The sequence below is a fragment of the Actinoplanes sp. DH11 genome (genome assembly GCF_020873875.1).
In the GTDB taxonomy this organism is placed as follows: domain Bacteria; phylum Actinomycetota; class Actinomycetes; order Mycobacteriales; family Micromonosporaceae; genus Actinoplanes.
In genome coordinates this window covers 38,647-52,570 of sequence record NZ_JAHWGU010000024.1, presented here as the reverse complement: position 1 = coordinate 52,570, position 13,924 = coordinate 38,647, and the positions used below count along the sequence as shown (strand labels likewise).

Genomic DNA, 13,924 nt, shown 5'->3' with positions numbered 1-13,924 from the left:
CCCCGGCCGGCAACGGCACGGAGGTCAAGCCCCGGCCGGCAATGGCACGGAGGTCGAGTTTCGGCTGGGCAACGGCGCCCGGGCATCAGTCCCAGCCGCCAGCGACGACGCGGAGGTCAAGCCGCGGCCGGGGCGACGACGCCCAGCCGTCAGACCTGACCGGTGGGGGTGGCGACGCGGAGGGCGAGTCCCGGTGGGGGCGGCGACGCGGAGGGCGAGCACGTCGTGCACGGGTCCGCTCCTGGAACAGGTGTTGATTCCATGATGCCGCGTGGATGGCGGCTTGGACGGCGGTAACTATAACCTGTTCTAGTGACGGTCGAGGAGTACGACGTAGTGGTGGCCGGCAGCGGCGGTGCCGGGATGACGGCGGCGCTCACCGCGGCCCGGCACGGTCTGCGCGTGATCGTGGTGGAGAAGGCGCCGGTGTTCGGCGGCTCGACGGCCCGGTCCGGCGGCGGCCTGTGGCTGCCCGGGAACGCGGTGCTCGGCCGCTCCGACGACGCGGCCACCTATCTGGCCCACATCGCCGGCGCCGAGGTGCCGATCGCCCGGCAGAAGGCGTTCCTCGCGCACGGGCCGGACATGCTGGCGCTGGTGCGGGAGCACACGCCGCTCGACTTCGCGTGGGTGCGCGGCTATCCCGACTACCACCCGGAGGCGCCGGGCGGGCTGGCGCGTGGCCGCACCGTCGAGCCCCGGCCGCTGGACGCCCGCGCGGCCGGGCCGGACCTCGGCGACCTCGCACCGCCCTACCTCGCCGCCCCGAACGGGATGGCCGTCACCGCTGTCGACTACCGCTGGCTCTCGCTGGGTCTGCGGCACGCGCGCTCGGTCTCCACCGCGGCCCGCCTCGCCGCCGTCACCGCCGCCGACCGGCTCCGCGGCCGCCGCCGCCTCACCATGGGTCAGGCGCTCGCCGCCGGGCTGCGTGCCGGGCTGCGTGCCGCCGGCGTCGAGGTGCGCCTGGGTACCGCGCTGACCGGGCTGGACGTCACCGGTGACCGGGTGACGGGGGTACGGTGCGACGACGTCACGCTGCGTGCCCGGCGCGGCGTGCTGCTGGCCAGTGGCGGGTTCGAGCACAACGAGCGGATGCGCCGGCAGTTCCAGGGCATCGGCACCGCGTGGACGGTCGGCGCCACCGGCAACACCGGCGACGGCATCCTGGCCGGTCAGCGGCTCGGCGCGGCCCTGGACCTGATGGACGAGGCCTGGTGGGGGCCGTCGCTGCCGCTCACCGGCGGGCCGTACTTCTGCCTCGCCGAACGCAACCTGCCCGGCAGCCTGATCGTGGACGGCACCGGCCACCGCTTCGTCAACGAGGCCGCGCCCTACGTGGCGGCCGTGCACGCCATGCTCGGCCCGCCCGCGCACCTGCCGGCCTGGCTGGTCACCGATCAGAGCTACCGCGACAGGTACGTCTTCGCCGGCCGCGCCCCCCGCACCGCCCTGCCGCGCCGCTGGTTCGACGCCGGGATCGCGCACCGCGCGGACACCCTCGAGGAGTTGGCCCGGTCCACCGGCGTACCGGCCGGGGCGCTGCGGTCCACCGTGGAGCGGTTCAACGAGTTCGCCGGGCTGGGCCGCGACCCCGACTTCAGGCGGGGCGAGTCGGCGTACGACAGGTACTACGGCGACCCCCGGCAGCGCCCCAACCCGTGCCTGGGGCCGCTGCGCAAACCGCCGTTCTACGCGTTCTCGCTGGTGCCGGGCGACCTGGGCACCAAGGGTGGCCTGCGGACCGACGAGCGCGCGCGGGTGCTGCGGCCCGGCGGGGAGCCGATCCCCGGGCTGTACGCCGCGGGTAACGCCAGCGCCACCGTGATGGGGCGGGGCTACGCGGGCGCCGGTGCCACGCTGGGGCCGGCGATGACGTTCGGGTACGTGGCCGCACTGGACATGGCGGCGGTCTGAGCGGCAGGCGGGCGGAAACTGACCGGCCCCGCGGCGGATCCTCAGTCCCCCCGCAGGATCAGGGCGCTGGTCGGCACCCCGGTCCCGGCCGTCACGAGGACCGGCCCGTCACCCGGGACCTGGTTCACCGCGCTGCCGCGCACCTGCCGGACCGCCTCGGCGATCCCGTTCATGCCATGGATGTACGCCTCACCCAGCTGACCACCGTGCGGGTTGACCGGCAGCCGGCCGCCGAGTTCGATCCCGCCGTCCGCGACCAGGTGCCGGGCCTCCCCCCGCCCGCAGAAGCCCAGTTCCTCCAGCTGCATCAGCACGTACGGCGTGAAGTGGTCGTAGAGCACCGCGGTCCGCACGTCGGCCGGGCCGAAACCGGACCGCTCCCACACCTGCCGCGCCGCCACACCCATCTCCGGCAGCGCGGCCACCGGATCCCGGTAGTAGCTGGTCATCACGTACTGGTCGGGTCCGCTGCCCTGCGCCGCGGCGGCGATCACCGCGGGCCGCCCGGTCAGGTCCCGCGCGCGCTCCAGCGACGTCACCACCAGCGCGACCGCGCCGTCGCTCTCCTGGCAGCAGTCGAGCAACCGCAACGGTTCGGCGATCCAGCGCGACGCGCGGTGCTCGTCCAGGGTGATCGGCCGGCCGTGGAACCAGGCGCGGGGGTTGGTGGCCGCGTGCCGCCGCATCGCCACGGCGACCCGGCCGAAGTCGTCGGCCGAGGCGCCGTGGTCGTGCAGGTAGCGCCGGGCCACCATGGCGACCATCGCGGCCGGGGTGGCCAGGCCCATCGGATGGTGCCACCCGGAGTCCGGGTCGGGTGCGGCGACGGCCCGGCCGAACCGGCGGCCGGACCGCTCGTTGAGGGCGCGGTAGCAGACGACCACGTCGGCGAGACCGGCGCCGACGGCCAGCACGGCCTGCTGCACGACGGCGCACGCGGCGCCCCCGCCGTACCCGATCCGGCTCAGGAAGCTCAGCTCGCCCATCCCGAGCTCGCGGGCGACGGCGATCTCGGGGTTGTTGTCCATGCCGAACGTGACCAGGCCGGAGACGTCCGCCGGCCGCAGACCGGCGTCGTCGAGCGCCGCCCGCACCGCCTCGACCGCGAGGCGCAGCTCGCTGCGGCCGGACTCCTTGGAGAACTCGGTGGCGCCGATCCCGGCAACCGCACAGATCATGTCGAGACCTGAACCTTCCCGGTCACGTGGGCACCGGACTCGGTGCGGCCGACGACCTCGACGACGCCACCGGGGTACACCTCGCCGGTGAACGTCAGCGTGTCGTAGGCGAAGCACGGCGTGCCCAGCCGGATCGAGACGCCGCGCACCACGGCGCCCGGCAGCCGGTCGGTGACGTAGCGCTGGACCAGCCCGGTCGTCGTCAGGATGTTGAGGAAGATGTCCCGGCCACCACGGCGGACCGCCGCATCCCGATCGTGATGGACGTCCTGGAGATCACGGGTCGCCAGGGCCGCGCTGATGATCAAGGTGGGCGTCACGGCGAGCGTCAGAGGTTCCAGGACGGGCACGCCGGGCCGCCAGACGGGCAGGCCGTCCACGATCTCCGCGCGAACCGGGTCGCCGATCGCGATCGGTCGCGCGGACCGCACCTCGCCGACCATCCGGACGCCTTCGGTCAGGTCGATCAGCCCGACTGTCCAGGGTGCGCGGCGGCCCGGGACCGGCGGGTGGTGGCAGACCACGAAGCTGTGCACCGTTCCGGTGCCGGCGGCCACCGTGTGCTCCTGCTTCAGCGCGCCGCAGCGCGGGCAGGCCGGGCCCGGCGGGTGCCGCAGCGCACCGCACTCGCCGCAGCGCTGGATGCGCAGTTCCCCGGCGGCCGTGCCGTCCCAGAAGAACGCGGTGTCCGCGGTGACAACAGGCCGCAGCGCGGCGCCGCCCCCGACGCCGGCCCGCGCGCCGCCGGCGGCCGGACCCTCGCCGGTGGCCGGACCCTCGTCGGTGGCCGTTCCCAAGCCGGCGGTATCCGGGCGCGAGGCGCCCGAAATATTGCGATACTTCAGGATCCGGAACCGCATGGTTGCCACCGGCTCCGCGCCACTGAACCACGTGCTCCGCGTCGTGACGAACCAGCCTTCGCCCAGCGAGGTCCGCTTCGGCCCGGTCACCGACTCCAGCCGGCTCCGCACCGAGACCTGCTCACCGACCCGCAGCGGGCGGTGGTACTCCTGCTCGCTGTCGGTGGCGACGACGTTCGGGAACCCGGCCGCATCCAGCGCCACCGACATCTCCCCCAGCGGGTCCCCGGCACCCGGCTCCCCCTCCGGGGCCGTGACGCCCGGCGGCAACCCTCGCATCGTCCACACCTGGATCATCGCGGGCGGTGCGACGCCGTCCCGCTCATAGGCCGGGTTCGCGTCGCCCAGCGCCTCCAGCCAGTTCCGGATCATCGGCAGGTTCACCGGATCCCGGCCGGCCCGCGGCGGCGACTCCCCGGCGGCCAGGAGCCGCTCAGCCAGGTCCTGCACGCCACTCATCCCGGCACCCACCATCTCGGCACCCGCCATCTCGGCACCCGCCGTCCCGGCACCCGCCGTCCCGGCACCCGCCGTCCCGGCACCCGCCATCTCGGCACCCGCCGTCCCGGTACCTGTCATCTCGGCACCCGGGGCAGGCCGAGGCCCGCGCTGGCGATGATTTCCCGCTGGATCTCGTTGACGCCGCCGCCGAACGTGAGCACCAGGTTCCGCAGGGCCTGCAGGTCGAGCCAGTCGAGCAGGCCGGGGTCACCGCCGTACCGTGCCACCAGCTCGGTCAGTTCCTCACCCAGGCGCAGCAGCCGCTCGGAGGCGAAGACCTTCGTGGCGGACGCGTCGGCCGGGTTCGGCTCGCCACCGGCGATCTGCGCGTTGAGCAGCTCGTTGACACGCAGCGCGGCGAAACACCTGCCGAGCGCGCGGCGGACCTCCGGGTGGGTGACGGCGTTGCTCGCGTACGCCCAGTCGCGCACCCGGTCGTAGAGCGCCCCCAGCCGTCCCGCCGGGCCCAGCATCACCCGCTCGTGGTTGAGCTGCGCGGTGAGCAGCCGCCAGCCCTCGTTCTCGGCGCCGACCCGCAACCCGACCGGCACCCGCACGTCGGTGAGGTGCACCGTGTTGACGTGGTGCGCGCCGTCGCAGGTGATCAGCGGTGTCCAGGAGTAGCCGGGGTCGGTGGTGTCGACGATCAGGACGGACAGCCCGCGGTGGCGGGGCGCGTCCGGGTCGGTGCGGCAGGCCAGCCACAGGAAGTCGGCGTCGTGCGCGCCGGTGGTGAACGTCTTCACGCCGTTCACCAGGTAGAACTCGCCGTCCCGCACGGCCCGGGTGCGCAGCGAGGCCAAGTCCGTGCCGGCTTCCGGTTCGGTGTAGCCGATCGCGAAGTGCAGCTCACCGGCGAGGATCCGGGGCAGGAAGTGCTCGCGCTGCGCGGGCGTGCCGTGCGCGAGCAGGGTCGGCGCGACCGTCTGCAGGGTGACCGCGGGCAGCGGCACGTCGGCGCGGGCCGCCTCGTTCACCAGGATCTGCTGCTCGACCGGGCCGAGGCCGCGTCCGCCGTACTCGATCGGGAAGCCCAGCCCGAGCCAGCCGTCGCGGCCCAGGCGGGACACCAGGTCGCGATGAGCGCGGCCATGCCGTTCCTGGTTCAGCTCGGCGCGTTGCGCCGGGGTCAGGAGCATCCGGAGGTACGCGCGAAGCTCGTCCCGCAGCGCCAGCTGCCGGTCAGTCAGGTCGAGGAACACAGCGCTCCCCCAGCGTGGTCAGGGCGTGCTCGGCGCCGCCCAGGAACCGGACCACGGTGCGGATCAGCGCGGTGTGCCGGTGCAGCGGGTAGTCGATCATCAGGCCGAGGCCGCCGTGCAGGTGATGGCAGGTGCGGACGGCCGGCGGCGCCTCCGCGGTGAGCCACTGCACCGCCACCGCGAGCGCGTCACCGGCCGCGGAGCCGGACGCGTCGGCCGCCGAGGTGCCGGCCGGGGCCGCGCTACCGGAGGCGGCCGCATTGCCGGAGGCGGCCGCATTGCCGGAGGCCGCCGCATTGCCCGAGGCCGCCGCATTGCCCGAGGCGGCGGCGGGGCGGGTGGTGCTGAGGTGCCAGCAGGCGGAGAGGACGGCCAGGTGCAGGGTGCGGGCGGCGATGTAGACGTCGGCGATCTGCTGGGCGACCGCCTGGAAGGTGGCGAGTGGACGGCCGAACTGGTGGCGGGTGCGGACGTGGCCGGCGGTCAGGTCGAGGGCCCCGGCCAGGGCGCCGTCGGCGAGCGCGCACGCCGCGGCGACCACCAGGGGGTGCTGGCCGGCGTGGTGGGCCGCGTCCATCCGTACACCCGGGATCTGATCTTGGTGGGGGTCCAGGACGGTCAGAGCGGGGCCGTCGGCGGCGAGGGCGGGCAGGGCCGCCGCACGCCGGCCGATCTCGTGCAGCACGAACGAGGTCTCGAGGATGCCGAGACCGCCGCCACCGCGACTTTCCGGGACCGTGAGGGTGAGCAGACCGGCCTGACCCAGGTCCTTCCAGAGCCGCTCGGGGGTGTCAGCGCCGGCGACCACCTCGGCGGCGAGCCGGCTGATCGCCACCTGCGTCTCGTCCGACCGGAAGTCCATCAGGCGATTAGAACACGTTCCAGTTCGACGACGCCACCCATGGGTGACACATCGGGGCAACGCGCCGTTGCTAGGCTTGATTCACTGGCGAAGGGGCAACGATGGCAGGACCGAGAACGAGTACCACAAGTGCCGCCCGGGCAGCGCTCTCCGGGACGGAGGCCGAGCAGGGTTCGGCCGCGCAGCGTGACCGCCGGCGGCGCATCCTGGAGGCCACGCTGGCGCTGGCGTCCAAGGGTGGCTACGACGCCGTGCAGATGCGCACGGTCGCGGAGAAGGCCGAGGTCGCCCTCGGCACGCTCTACCGATACTTCCCCTCCAAGATCCACCTGCTGGTCTCCGCGCTGTCCCTGGAACTCGAGGCGATCCAGGACAAGCTCAACCGCAAACCCATCCCGGGCGGAACGCCGTACGACCGCACCCTGTTCGTGCTGACCCGGATGACCGGCGCCCTGCAGCGCGATCCGATGCTGGCCGAGGCGATGACCAGGGCCTTCATGTTCGCCGACCCGTCGGCCAGCGCCGAGGTCAACGCGGTGGCCCGGCTCATGGAGGAGATGTTCACCCGGGCCATGCACGACGGCGAGCCCACCGCGGACGACCGCGCCAAGGCCCGGGTGATCGGTGACGTGTGGCTGTCCAACCTGGTGGCCTGGGTGACCCGGCGGGCGTCGGCGAACGACGTCGTCGGCCACCTCGAACTGGCCACCCGGCTGCTACTCCGCTAGCTCCGTCAATTTGTCCAGGGCCTGCTTCGCGGCGGGCCCGGCCTGCTTCTCCAGCATGGCCGCCATCGGCCCGTTGAGCGCCGGCCCAAGGAACTCCATGTCGTAGGTGACCTGCGTGCCACCCTCGGCCGGCTCCAGCACGAAACGGTTCTTCGCCTTGACGCCCATCGGGCCGTCACCGGCCTGCTCCAGATGCTTCGGCGCGTCCGCGGTGACCACCCGCCAGGCCATGTCCGCGGGCATGCCCATCAGCTTCACCTTCTGCTTGTACTCGCTGCCCTCGGTGAGGGTCTCCGGCACGTCGCCGGTGAAGCCCTGATGCATGGAGTTCCACTCGGGCGTCCGGCTCGGATCGACCAGGACCCGCCAGATCTGTTCCGGGCCGGCCTTCGTCACGGTCGACACACTGACCTTGGGCATGCGCTCCTCCTCGTGTCTGGACTGCCGGCTGCCAGGTCCGTCCCGGTGCTGAGTCCCTGTCCGCCCGGGGCCACCGGAGGCAACAACTAGAACAGGTTATAGCAGTGTGATGAGATTCACTAGCAGCAAGCGCACCGGCGGCCGGGCCGCTGATGGAACCTGATGCTGTTCCCACGATCGCCCGACCGGGGCCGGAGGAGACGACGTGACTGACGGGCTTCGATCCGCCGACCGGCTGCTGGAGCGACGCGAGGCGATCGGCGACCTGGGCGACGCGATGCGCCTGCTCATCGAACAGGCCACCGCGACCGAGGCGCCGGCCGAGGAACTGCGCCGGGCCGCCGACCGGATCCGGCAGGCGACCGCGCCCCTCGGCGAGCAGGTCCGCCGGCGCGGCCGGCTCGCCGGCGCGGACGACCTGCGCGGCGGCGTCCGGATGTACAACCCGGTCATCGGCGCCGGCAGCGCCCTCGCCCCACCGGTGCGGATCGAGAGCGCCGACGGCACCGCCACCGGTTTCTGCACGCTCGGCCTCGCCTACGAGGGGCCGCCGACGTACGCGCACGGCGGCGTCAGTGCCCTGCTGCTCGACCAGATGCTGGGGCACGCGGTGACCTCGTCCGGGAACCCGGGCATGACAGCACAGCTGGAAATGGCGTACCGGAAACCTGTTCCACTCCTCACCCCGCTGCGGCTGACCGCCACCGTGCACCACGTCGAGGGCCGCCGGGTGACCGCCACCGGCAGCATCGCCACCGCGGAACGTCCCGACGACGCCCTGGTCACCGCGACCGGCCTGTTCGTGGCGTTGCGCGCGGGCCAGGCCCAGGAGCTGTTCGGCTCCGTGCTGGCGGACGACCGGGAGTCACGGGCCAGCTGACCTCCACCGCCCGCGCCCGGCCGTGCCGGCCGCCCCGCCATGCTCGCCGTGCCAGCCGCCCCCGCCGTGCTCGCCGTGCCAGCCGCCCCCGCCGTGCCGGGCGCCCCCTCCGTGCCGGCTGCCCCCGCCGTGCCCGCCGTGCCGGCGGCCCCCCGTGCCGGCCCTGTCGAGATGTTGATCTGCTAGCGCTACGAAATTGCTGTGATCAAGGGGTCATCACCGCGATTTCGTAGCGCTAGCAGATCAACACCGCTGGCGGAGAGCGCGCAGTCGCTGCTCGGCAAGGCCATAGGCACCCCCTGCGGCGAGACGGTCCGGCGGGGACGGTCCGGCGCGCGTAGTCCGGTGGGCGTAGTCCGGCAGGGTGGTCCGGGGGGCGTAGTCCGGCAGGGTGGTCCGGCGGGCGTACTCCGGCAGCGTGGTCCGGCGGGCGTACTCCGGCAGCGTGGTCCGACGGGCGTTATTCGACGGCCGGGTCCGGGGGTAAGGCGTCGGCGAGGCGGGATCGGACGCGGTCCACCAGTTCCGGAGGGCTGCCGGAGCGTACGCCCAGCCAGGTCACCCACTCCGGCAGAAGCGCGAGCACGTCGGCGGCGAAGCCCGGTTCGAACTCCTCGCCGACGCATCGGACCACGTGCGCCACCCGGTGCGGTGAACACGTCCCGTAGAGGCGCGGGATGGCCGCGGGCCACAACCCGGCCAGCGCCTGCGCGGCCGCCCGGTGCCGGTCCGGATCCGGCGGCCCGCTCAGCGTTCCGGCGAAGTCGGCGGCCACCGCGTCCGTGTCGACAGGCGCCAGCCGGGCGGTGCCCGACTCGGCGCCGCCCCGGGGCAGCTCGGCCCGCGACATCCCGCCCCGCGGCATCTCGCCCCGTAGCATCGCGCCCCGCGACGTCCCGCCCTGCGGCATCCCGGCCCGCAGCATCCCGCCCGGTGGCAGCTCGGCCTGGGGCAGCTCGGCCCGCAACAGCTCGGCCCGGAGCAGCTCGGCCAGCCGGCGGGAACGGTGGTGCTCGGCGAGCCGTTCCGCGGACTCGGCACCGCGGGCCGGCACACTTTCCGCCTCCGGCAGTAGATCGTCCAGCAGCCGGAAGTCGTCGGCCCCGCGCCAGCCGGTGCCTCCGGCGGCGAACGCGCCGACCGCCACCTGCCACGCGGCAAGGCCTTCCTCCGGTGACGCGTAGTAGCCACTGTGCACGACGACCGGCCGGAAGCCGCAGCCGTCGACGTCCCAGAGGTAGCAGCGCACCGGGCCGTCCGGGACGGCGACCTCGGCGAGGATCGCGAACCGGCTGCCGTACCTGTCGCAGGTCCAGCGCGCCGGACCGGCGATCCCGGGACGGCCCGGCAGATCCGGCAGATCCCCGGCCTCCGACGCCGTGCCGAGCCGGCCCATCGCCGTGCCGAGCCGCCCCACCGCCTCCCGGGCGCGGTGCCCCGGCTCAGCGGGAAGGATGCCGGCCAGCATGGACAGCACCCGCCACGCACCCGCCCGGTCCGGACCGGCATCCGGCCCCGCGGCATCCAGCCCTGCGGCATCCGACCCCGCGGCATCCGACCCCGCGATGACCGGCCCCGCAGTGACCGGCCCCGCGATGACCGACCCCGCAGTGACCGTCTCCGCGGTGATCGGTTCCTGGCTGGTCAGCGCGGCGGTGGCCGCGTCGGTCAGGGCCGTCGCGACGTGGTCCGGGCCCGCGTACTCGTCGCCGGTGCGACTGCCCAGGTCGGCGCAGAGGGCGCCGAGCCGGGCACAGAGCAGGTCCTCGGTCAGCGGCGCCGTGGCGAAGTCGGCGAGCAGGTCGCGCGCCCGGGGCGCGACCATCCGGACCCGGCGGGCGTTGTCCTGCTCCCAGAGCTCGTACGCCCCCACGGACTGTCGGGTCCGGCGGCGGCCGGCGCGCACCGCGGACTTCTTACGTTTGCGAGACACCGGCACGCGCCGACCATAGGCAGTTCCGGCGGGCCGCCGCCCCCTTGACTCACTCGCCCGTGCGCCGTGCACCCCGCCGGATTCACCCCCGCCCGCCCCGATCGGCCGGTTTCAGCCGCGCTGGGCCAGGAGCTGGTGCACCTCGTCGAGCAGGGTCTGCGAGTCGAACGGTTTATGGATCAGCGGGGCGTCCGGGGGCATCGCCTGGCCGCCCGGCGCCGGGCCGCTGGTGTAGCCGGACATGAAGAGCACCGGCAGGTCCGGGCGTTCGCGGCGCAGTTCGGCGGCGAGCTGGGTGCCCGACATGCCCGGCATGATGACGTCGCTGAGCAGCATGTCGAAGGTGAGGCCGTCCTCGCGGCACATCCGCAGCGCCTCGGCCGGGTGGGGTGCGGCGGCGACCACGTACCCCGCCTTGCGCAGCAACCGGCAGACGATGTCGCGGACCGCCTCCTCGTCCTCGACCACGAAGACCCGCCGGCCGGCGCCGGAGCGGACCGGTGACACCGGAGCGGGCGGGCTCACGCCGGGGGCCGCCGCGGCGCCGGCGGGCAGGCGGACCCGCAGGGTGGTGCCGCGGCCCGGCTCCGATTCCAGGCTGATCGTGCCGCCCGCGTCGGTCACCACCCCGTACGCCGTGGCCAGGCCCAAGCCGGTGCCGCTGCCCCGCCCCCTGGTGGTGAAGAACGGTTCGAATGCCCGCGCCAGCACCTCCGGCGTCATCCCGCACCCGGTGTCGATGACCGCGAGGCACACCTGCCGTTCGCCGGCGGTCTGTTCGAGGGAGGTGGCGATGGTGAGCCGGCCGCCGTCGGGCATCGCGGCGCGCGAGTTGAGCACCGCGTTCATCAGGACCTGTTCCAGCTTGCTGCGGTCCATCACGACCGGCGGCAGGTCCGCGGCCAGGTCGGTGCCGAACTCGATGTCCTCGCCGAGGGTACGGGCGAGCAGCCGCTGCATGTCCGAGGCGACCGCGTTCAGGTCGAGGATCTCGGGGCGGGACGGCTCGGACCGGCTGAAGATGAGCAGCTGCCGGGTGAGCGCGCTGCCCCGGTTCGCAGCCTGCTTGATCCCGGCCGCGTCGGCGTGCCCGGGATGGTCCTCGCCCAGCTCGTCGACGAGCATGTCGGCGTACCCGGAGATCACCGCGAGGATGTTGTTGAAGTCGTGGGCGATACCGCCGGCCAGCTGGCCCAGGGAGTCCAGCCGTTCCGCCTGGCGCAGCTGTTGTTCCAGTTCGGCGCGTTCCCGCTCGGCGGCGATCCGCTCGGTGACGTCCCGCAGGATGCCCTCGACGGCGACGGGCCGGCCGCTGTCGTCGGTGACCGTGCTGGCCCGCTGCTCGATCCAGACGATGTCACCGGCGGCCCGGCGCATCCGGAACGCGATGGTGCCGGGCCGCATCGCGCGCCAGGACTGTTCGAAGAGCGGCCGGTCCTCGGTGACCACGGACTCCCGGATCAGCCCGGGGTCCGCGTAGAACTCCTCGGCCCGGCGTCCGGTGATCGACTCGACGGCCCGGCTCAGGTATTCCATGCCGGGGTCGGGCTCCAGCCGGTACCGGAAGATAATGTCCTGGGCGTGCTCGGCGAGCAGCCGGAACCGTTCCTCGCTGTCCCGCATCGCCGCTTCGGCCCGGACACGCTTGGTGATGTCGGTGGAGATGCCGGCGACCGCGTACGCCCGCCCGGTGTCGTCGATGAGCGGGAACTTCACGGTGATGTACCAGCGTGAGGAGCCGTCCTCGCCCGGCGCCTCCTCCTCCATCTGCACCGGTACGCCGCCGGCCAGCGCCTCCAGGTCGTTCTGCCGGAACGCGTCGGCGATGTCGAGGGGGAACAGGTCGTGGTCGGTGAGCCCGACGATCTCCTCGCGGCGCAGGTGGAACAGGCGCTCGTACTCCCGGTTGACCAGCAGGTAGCGGCCGTCGGCGTCCCGCATGTAGATCACTGCGGAGGTGTGGTCGAGCAGGGCCATGAGCTGGTCCCGGCCGATCTCCGCCAGCGGCGACCTCATCTGCGGCCTCACCATGCCCCCGCTCAACCGGCCAGCTCCACCACCACGGGCCGGGCCGCTTCCCGACCGGACCGTACCTGAGGATCTATGCCGTTTTCCCAGTTTTCGGACGATATAACCGGGCGAAGGGCGGCGAGAGCGTGATTCTGCCGGGCGCGGGTCAGCCGCTCCAGGAACGTCTCGGTCATCCCGGTGGTGCCCGCCCGGTTCGAGACCAGCTCCCGGTCACCGAGACCGGCCTCGTCGCGCAGCCGCTGCGGCTTGAACAGGAACTTCTTGGCCAGCAGCAGGTGGGCGCCGGCGGCACGGGCATGCATGGTGAGCAGCCGGTACCAGTCGACGAGCGCCGGGTGGTGTGCGACGAGCCGGCGCAGGTCGCCCTCGTCGCAGAGCCGCAGCTCGTGCTCGTCGGTACCCAGCGCGGCCAGCAGCCGCTCGGGCAGCGTGGGTTGATCCATCAGGGTCGCCAGCTCGGCGCGTTCGGCGGCGAGCAGCGCCGGGAACAGCCGGCGGGCCTGCTGGTCGTAGTTCTCCACGGCGAGGCCGAGCAGGAAGTCCCGTTTCAGCGCCTCCGGGTCGAGGGCACCGCTGGGCGGGATGTCGTCGAGCGTCCAGTGCGCCGCGAACTGCCGGAACACGTCCATGAAGTGCTCCGCCGGCATGGCCTGCCCGGGCGGCAGAGCGGCGAACTCAACCATGAGACGGCGCAGCGTGTCGAGCAGGACGGTCGCCAGGCGTACGCCGTGTCGCGCGTCCGCGCAGATCAGGCTCGCGTTTCCCCGGGTCAGCGGGCAGAGCAGTTCGTTGACCGCCAGCTCGACCGCCTCGCCCTGCTTGACCAGCAGGAAGAATCGTTCCTCGCCACCGCTTCCGGTGTAGCTGCGGATCCGGCCGTCCTCGAAGACGCCGGGCAGCTCGGCCAGGACCTCGTCGCCGAGGCGTACCCGGATGGTCCCGACGTTCCAGCGCACCAGCGAGGCGAAGCTGTCCCGGTCGTAGTGCCCGGTGCCGGTGTGCTCGGCGAGGGCCGCGAAGTACGCCCGGAAGGGGATCCGCTCGGCGCCCGCGTACAGGCCCTCGAAGGCGTGCTCGGGATGCCGGATCCCGCCGGGCGTGTGTTCCTGGTAGTGCCGGGCCACCGAGGCGCCGGCGAATCCCAGGTTCACCACCAGCCGCTGCGCCTCGAGCGGGGTCAGCCGGGTCACCTCCGGCACGTCGGGCAGCACGTGCTCGTCGAGCTCCGTGATCAGCAGTTCCGGCGGGGCGTGATCCTGCAGGATCGCCTGGTTGAGGCGGGGCAGTTCGCGCAGCACCCAGTCGCCGATCCGTTCCGGGATCATCCGGGACACCACCTCCTAACCGTCCTGTTCGGCTTGGTGGCGGAGACGCTTAAGTGAGCGCTGTCACTGCGAATGCGTGTTTATCGC

Annotated in this window: 11 protein-coding genes and 1 pseudogene; 3 read left to right on the top strand and 9 right to left on the bottom strand. The window is 73.4% G+C overall.

Going from position 1 to position 13,924, the window contains the following annotated elements; translation table 11 throughout:
* The first annotated feature begins 312 nt into the window (after window positions 1-312).
* The gene (kstD, locus tag LPA41_RS29550; protein WP_308036631.1) at window positions 313-1,917 is read left to right on the top strand and encodes a 3-oxosteroid 1-dehydrogenase; all 1,605 of its coding nucleotides are present in this window, start codon (window positions 313-315) and stop codon (window positions 1,915-1,917) included.
* Between the two features lie 41 nt (window positions 1,918-1,958).
* Here kstD and LPA41_RS29545 read toward each other — a convergent pair whose 3' ends face one another.
* The 5 genes and pseudogenes from LPA41_RS29545 to LPA41_RS43340 form a co-directional block, all read right to left on the bottom strand.
* On the bottom strand, window positions 1,959-3,095 hold the full coding sequence (locus tag LPA41_RS29545) for a lipid-transfer protein (RefSeq protein WP_229074198.1): 1,137 nt from the start codon (window positions 3,093-3,095) through the stop codon (window positions 1,959-1,961).
* Window positions 3,092-3,445 carry a MaoC/PaaZ C-terminal domain-containing protein gene (locus LPA41_RS43345; RefSeq protein WP_229074303.1) on the bottom strand — a complete coding sequence of 118 codons (354 nt, stop codon included), beginning with the start codon at window positions 3,443-3,445 and terminating at the stop codon, window positions 3,092-3,094. Before LPA41_RS43345 ends, LPA41_RS29545 begins: the two co-directional genes overlap by 4 nt.
* Window positions 3,446-3,451: 6 nt before the next feature.
* Window positions 3,452-4,414: pseudogene (locus tag LPA41_RS29535) on the bottom strand (bifunctional MaoC family dehydratase N-terminal/OB-fold nucleic acid binding domain-containing protein); the annotation flags it as partial.
* Window positions 4,415-4,530: 116 nt separating this feature from the next.
* On the bottom strand, window positions 4,531-5,658 hold the full coding sequence (locus LPA41_RS29530) for an acyl-CoA dehydrogenase family protein (RefSeq protein WP_229074196.1): 1,128 nt from the start codon (window positions 5,656-5,658) through the stop codon (window positions 4,531-4,533).
* The gene (locus LPA41_RS43340; RefSeq protein ID WP_374238223.1) at window positions 5,639-6,520 is read right to left on the bottom strand and encodes an acyl-CoA dehydrogenase family protein; all 882 of its coding nucleotides are present in this window, start codon (window positions 6,518-6,520) and stop codon (window positions 5,639-5,641) included. The genes LPA41_RS29530 and LPA41_RS43340 overlap by 20 nt, the downstream gene beginning before the upstream one ends.
* A gap of 101 nt (window positions 6,521-6,621) precedes the next feature.
* On the opposite strand from LPA41_RS43340, the gene kstR reads away from it, so the two are divergent.
* Window positions 6,622-7,248, top strand: a complete 627-nt coding sequence (kstR, locus tag LPA41_RS29515; RefSeq protein WP_229074194.1) for a cholesterol catabolism transcriptional regulator KstR — start codon at window positions 6,622-6,624, stop codon at window positions 7,246-7,248.
* Here kstR and LPA41_RS29510 read toward each other — a convergent pair.
* The gene (locus tag LPA41_RS29510; protein ID WP_229074193.1) at window positions 7,237-7,668 is read right to left on the bottom strand and encodes an SRPBCC family protein; all 432 of its coding nucleotides are present in this window, start codon (window positions 7,666-7,668) and stop codon (window positions 7,237-7,239) included. The genes kstR and LPA41_RS29510 overlap by 12 nt on opposite strands.
* Window positions 7,669-7,873: 205 nt before the next feature.
* On the opposite strand from LPA41_RS29510, the gene LPA41_RS29505 reads away from it, so the two are divergent.
* Entirely contained in the window at window positions 7,874-8,548 is a 675-nt protein-coding gene (locus tag LPA41_RS29505) for a PaaI family thioesterase (RefSeq protein WP_229074191.1), read from the top strand.
* A 460-nt stretch (window positions 8,549-9,008) separates the two neighbouring features.
* Here the strand turns inward: LPA41_RS29505 and LPA41_RS29500 are convergent, their stop codons facing one another.
* The 3 genes from LPA41_RS29500 to LPA41_RS29490 form a co-directional block, all read right to left on the bottom strand.
* Window positions 9,009-10,487 carry a hypothetical protein gene (locus tag LPA41_RS29500; protein ID WP_229074189.1) on the bottom strand — a complete coding sequence of 493 codons (1,479 nt, stop codon included), beginning with the start codon at window positions 10,485-10,487 and terminating at the stop codon, window positions 9,009-9,011.
* Between the two features lie 105 nt (window positions 10,488-10,592).
* A complete protein-coding gene (locus tag LPA41_RS29495; protein WP_229074187.1) occupies window positions 10,593-12,497 on the bottom strand; it encodes a PAS domain-containing sensor histidine kinase in 1,905 nt (634 codons plus the stop codon).
* A gap of 23 nt (window positions 12,498-12,520) precedes the next feature.
* Window positions 12,521-13,837, bottom strand: a complete 1,317-nt coding sequence (locus LPA41_RS29490) for a hypothetical protein (RefSeq protein WP_229074185.1) — start codon at window positions 13,835-13,837, stop codon at window positions 12,521-12,523.
* Between the last annotated feature and the right edge of the window lie 87 nt (window positions 13,838-13,924).

Bases quoted from the DNA above. Each gene is read 5' to 3' on its own strand.
- LPA41_RS43340 (WP_374238223.1), bottom strand. From the start codon at position 6,520: ATGGACTTCCGGTCGGACGAGACGCAGGTGGCGATCAGCCGGCTCGCC.
- LPA41_RS29495 (WP_229074187.1), bottom strand. From the start codon at position 12,497: ATGAGGTCGCCGCTGGCGGAGATCGGCCGGGACCAGCTCATGGCCCTG.
- LPA41_RS29490 (WP_229074185.1), bottom strand. From the start codon at position 13,837: ATGATCCCGGAACGGATCGGCGACTGGGTGCTGCGCGAACTGCCCCGC.
- LPA41_RS29510 (WP_229074193.1), bottom strand. From the start codon at position 7,668: ATGCCCAAGGTCAGTGTGTCGACCGTGACGAAGGCCGGCCCGGAACAG.
- LPA41_RS29545 (WP_229074198.1), bottom strand. From the start codon at position 3,095: ATGATCTGTGCGGTTGCCGGGATCGGCGCCACCGAGTTCTCCAAGGAG.
- kstR (WP_229074194.1), top strand. From the start codon at position 6,622: ATGGCAGGACCGAGAACGAGTACCACAAGTGCCGCCCGGGCAGCGCTC.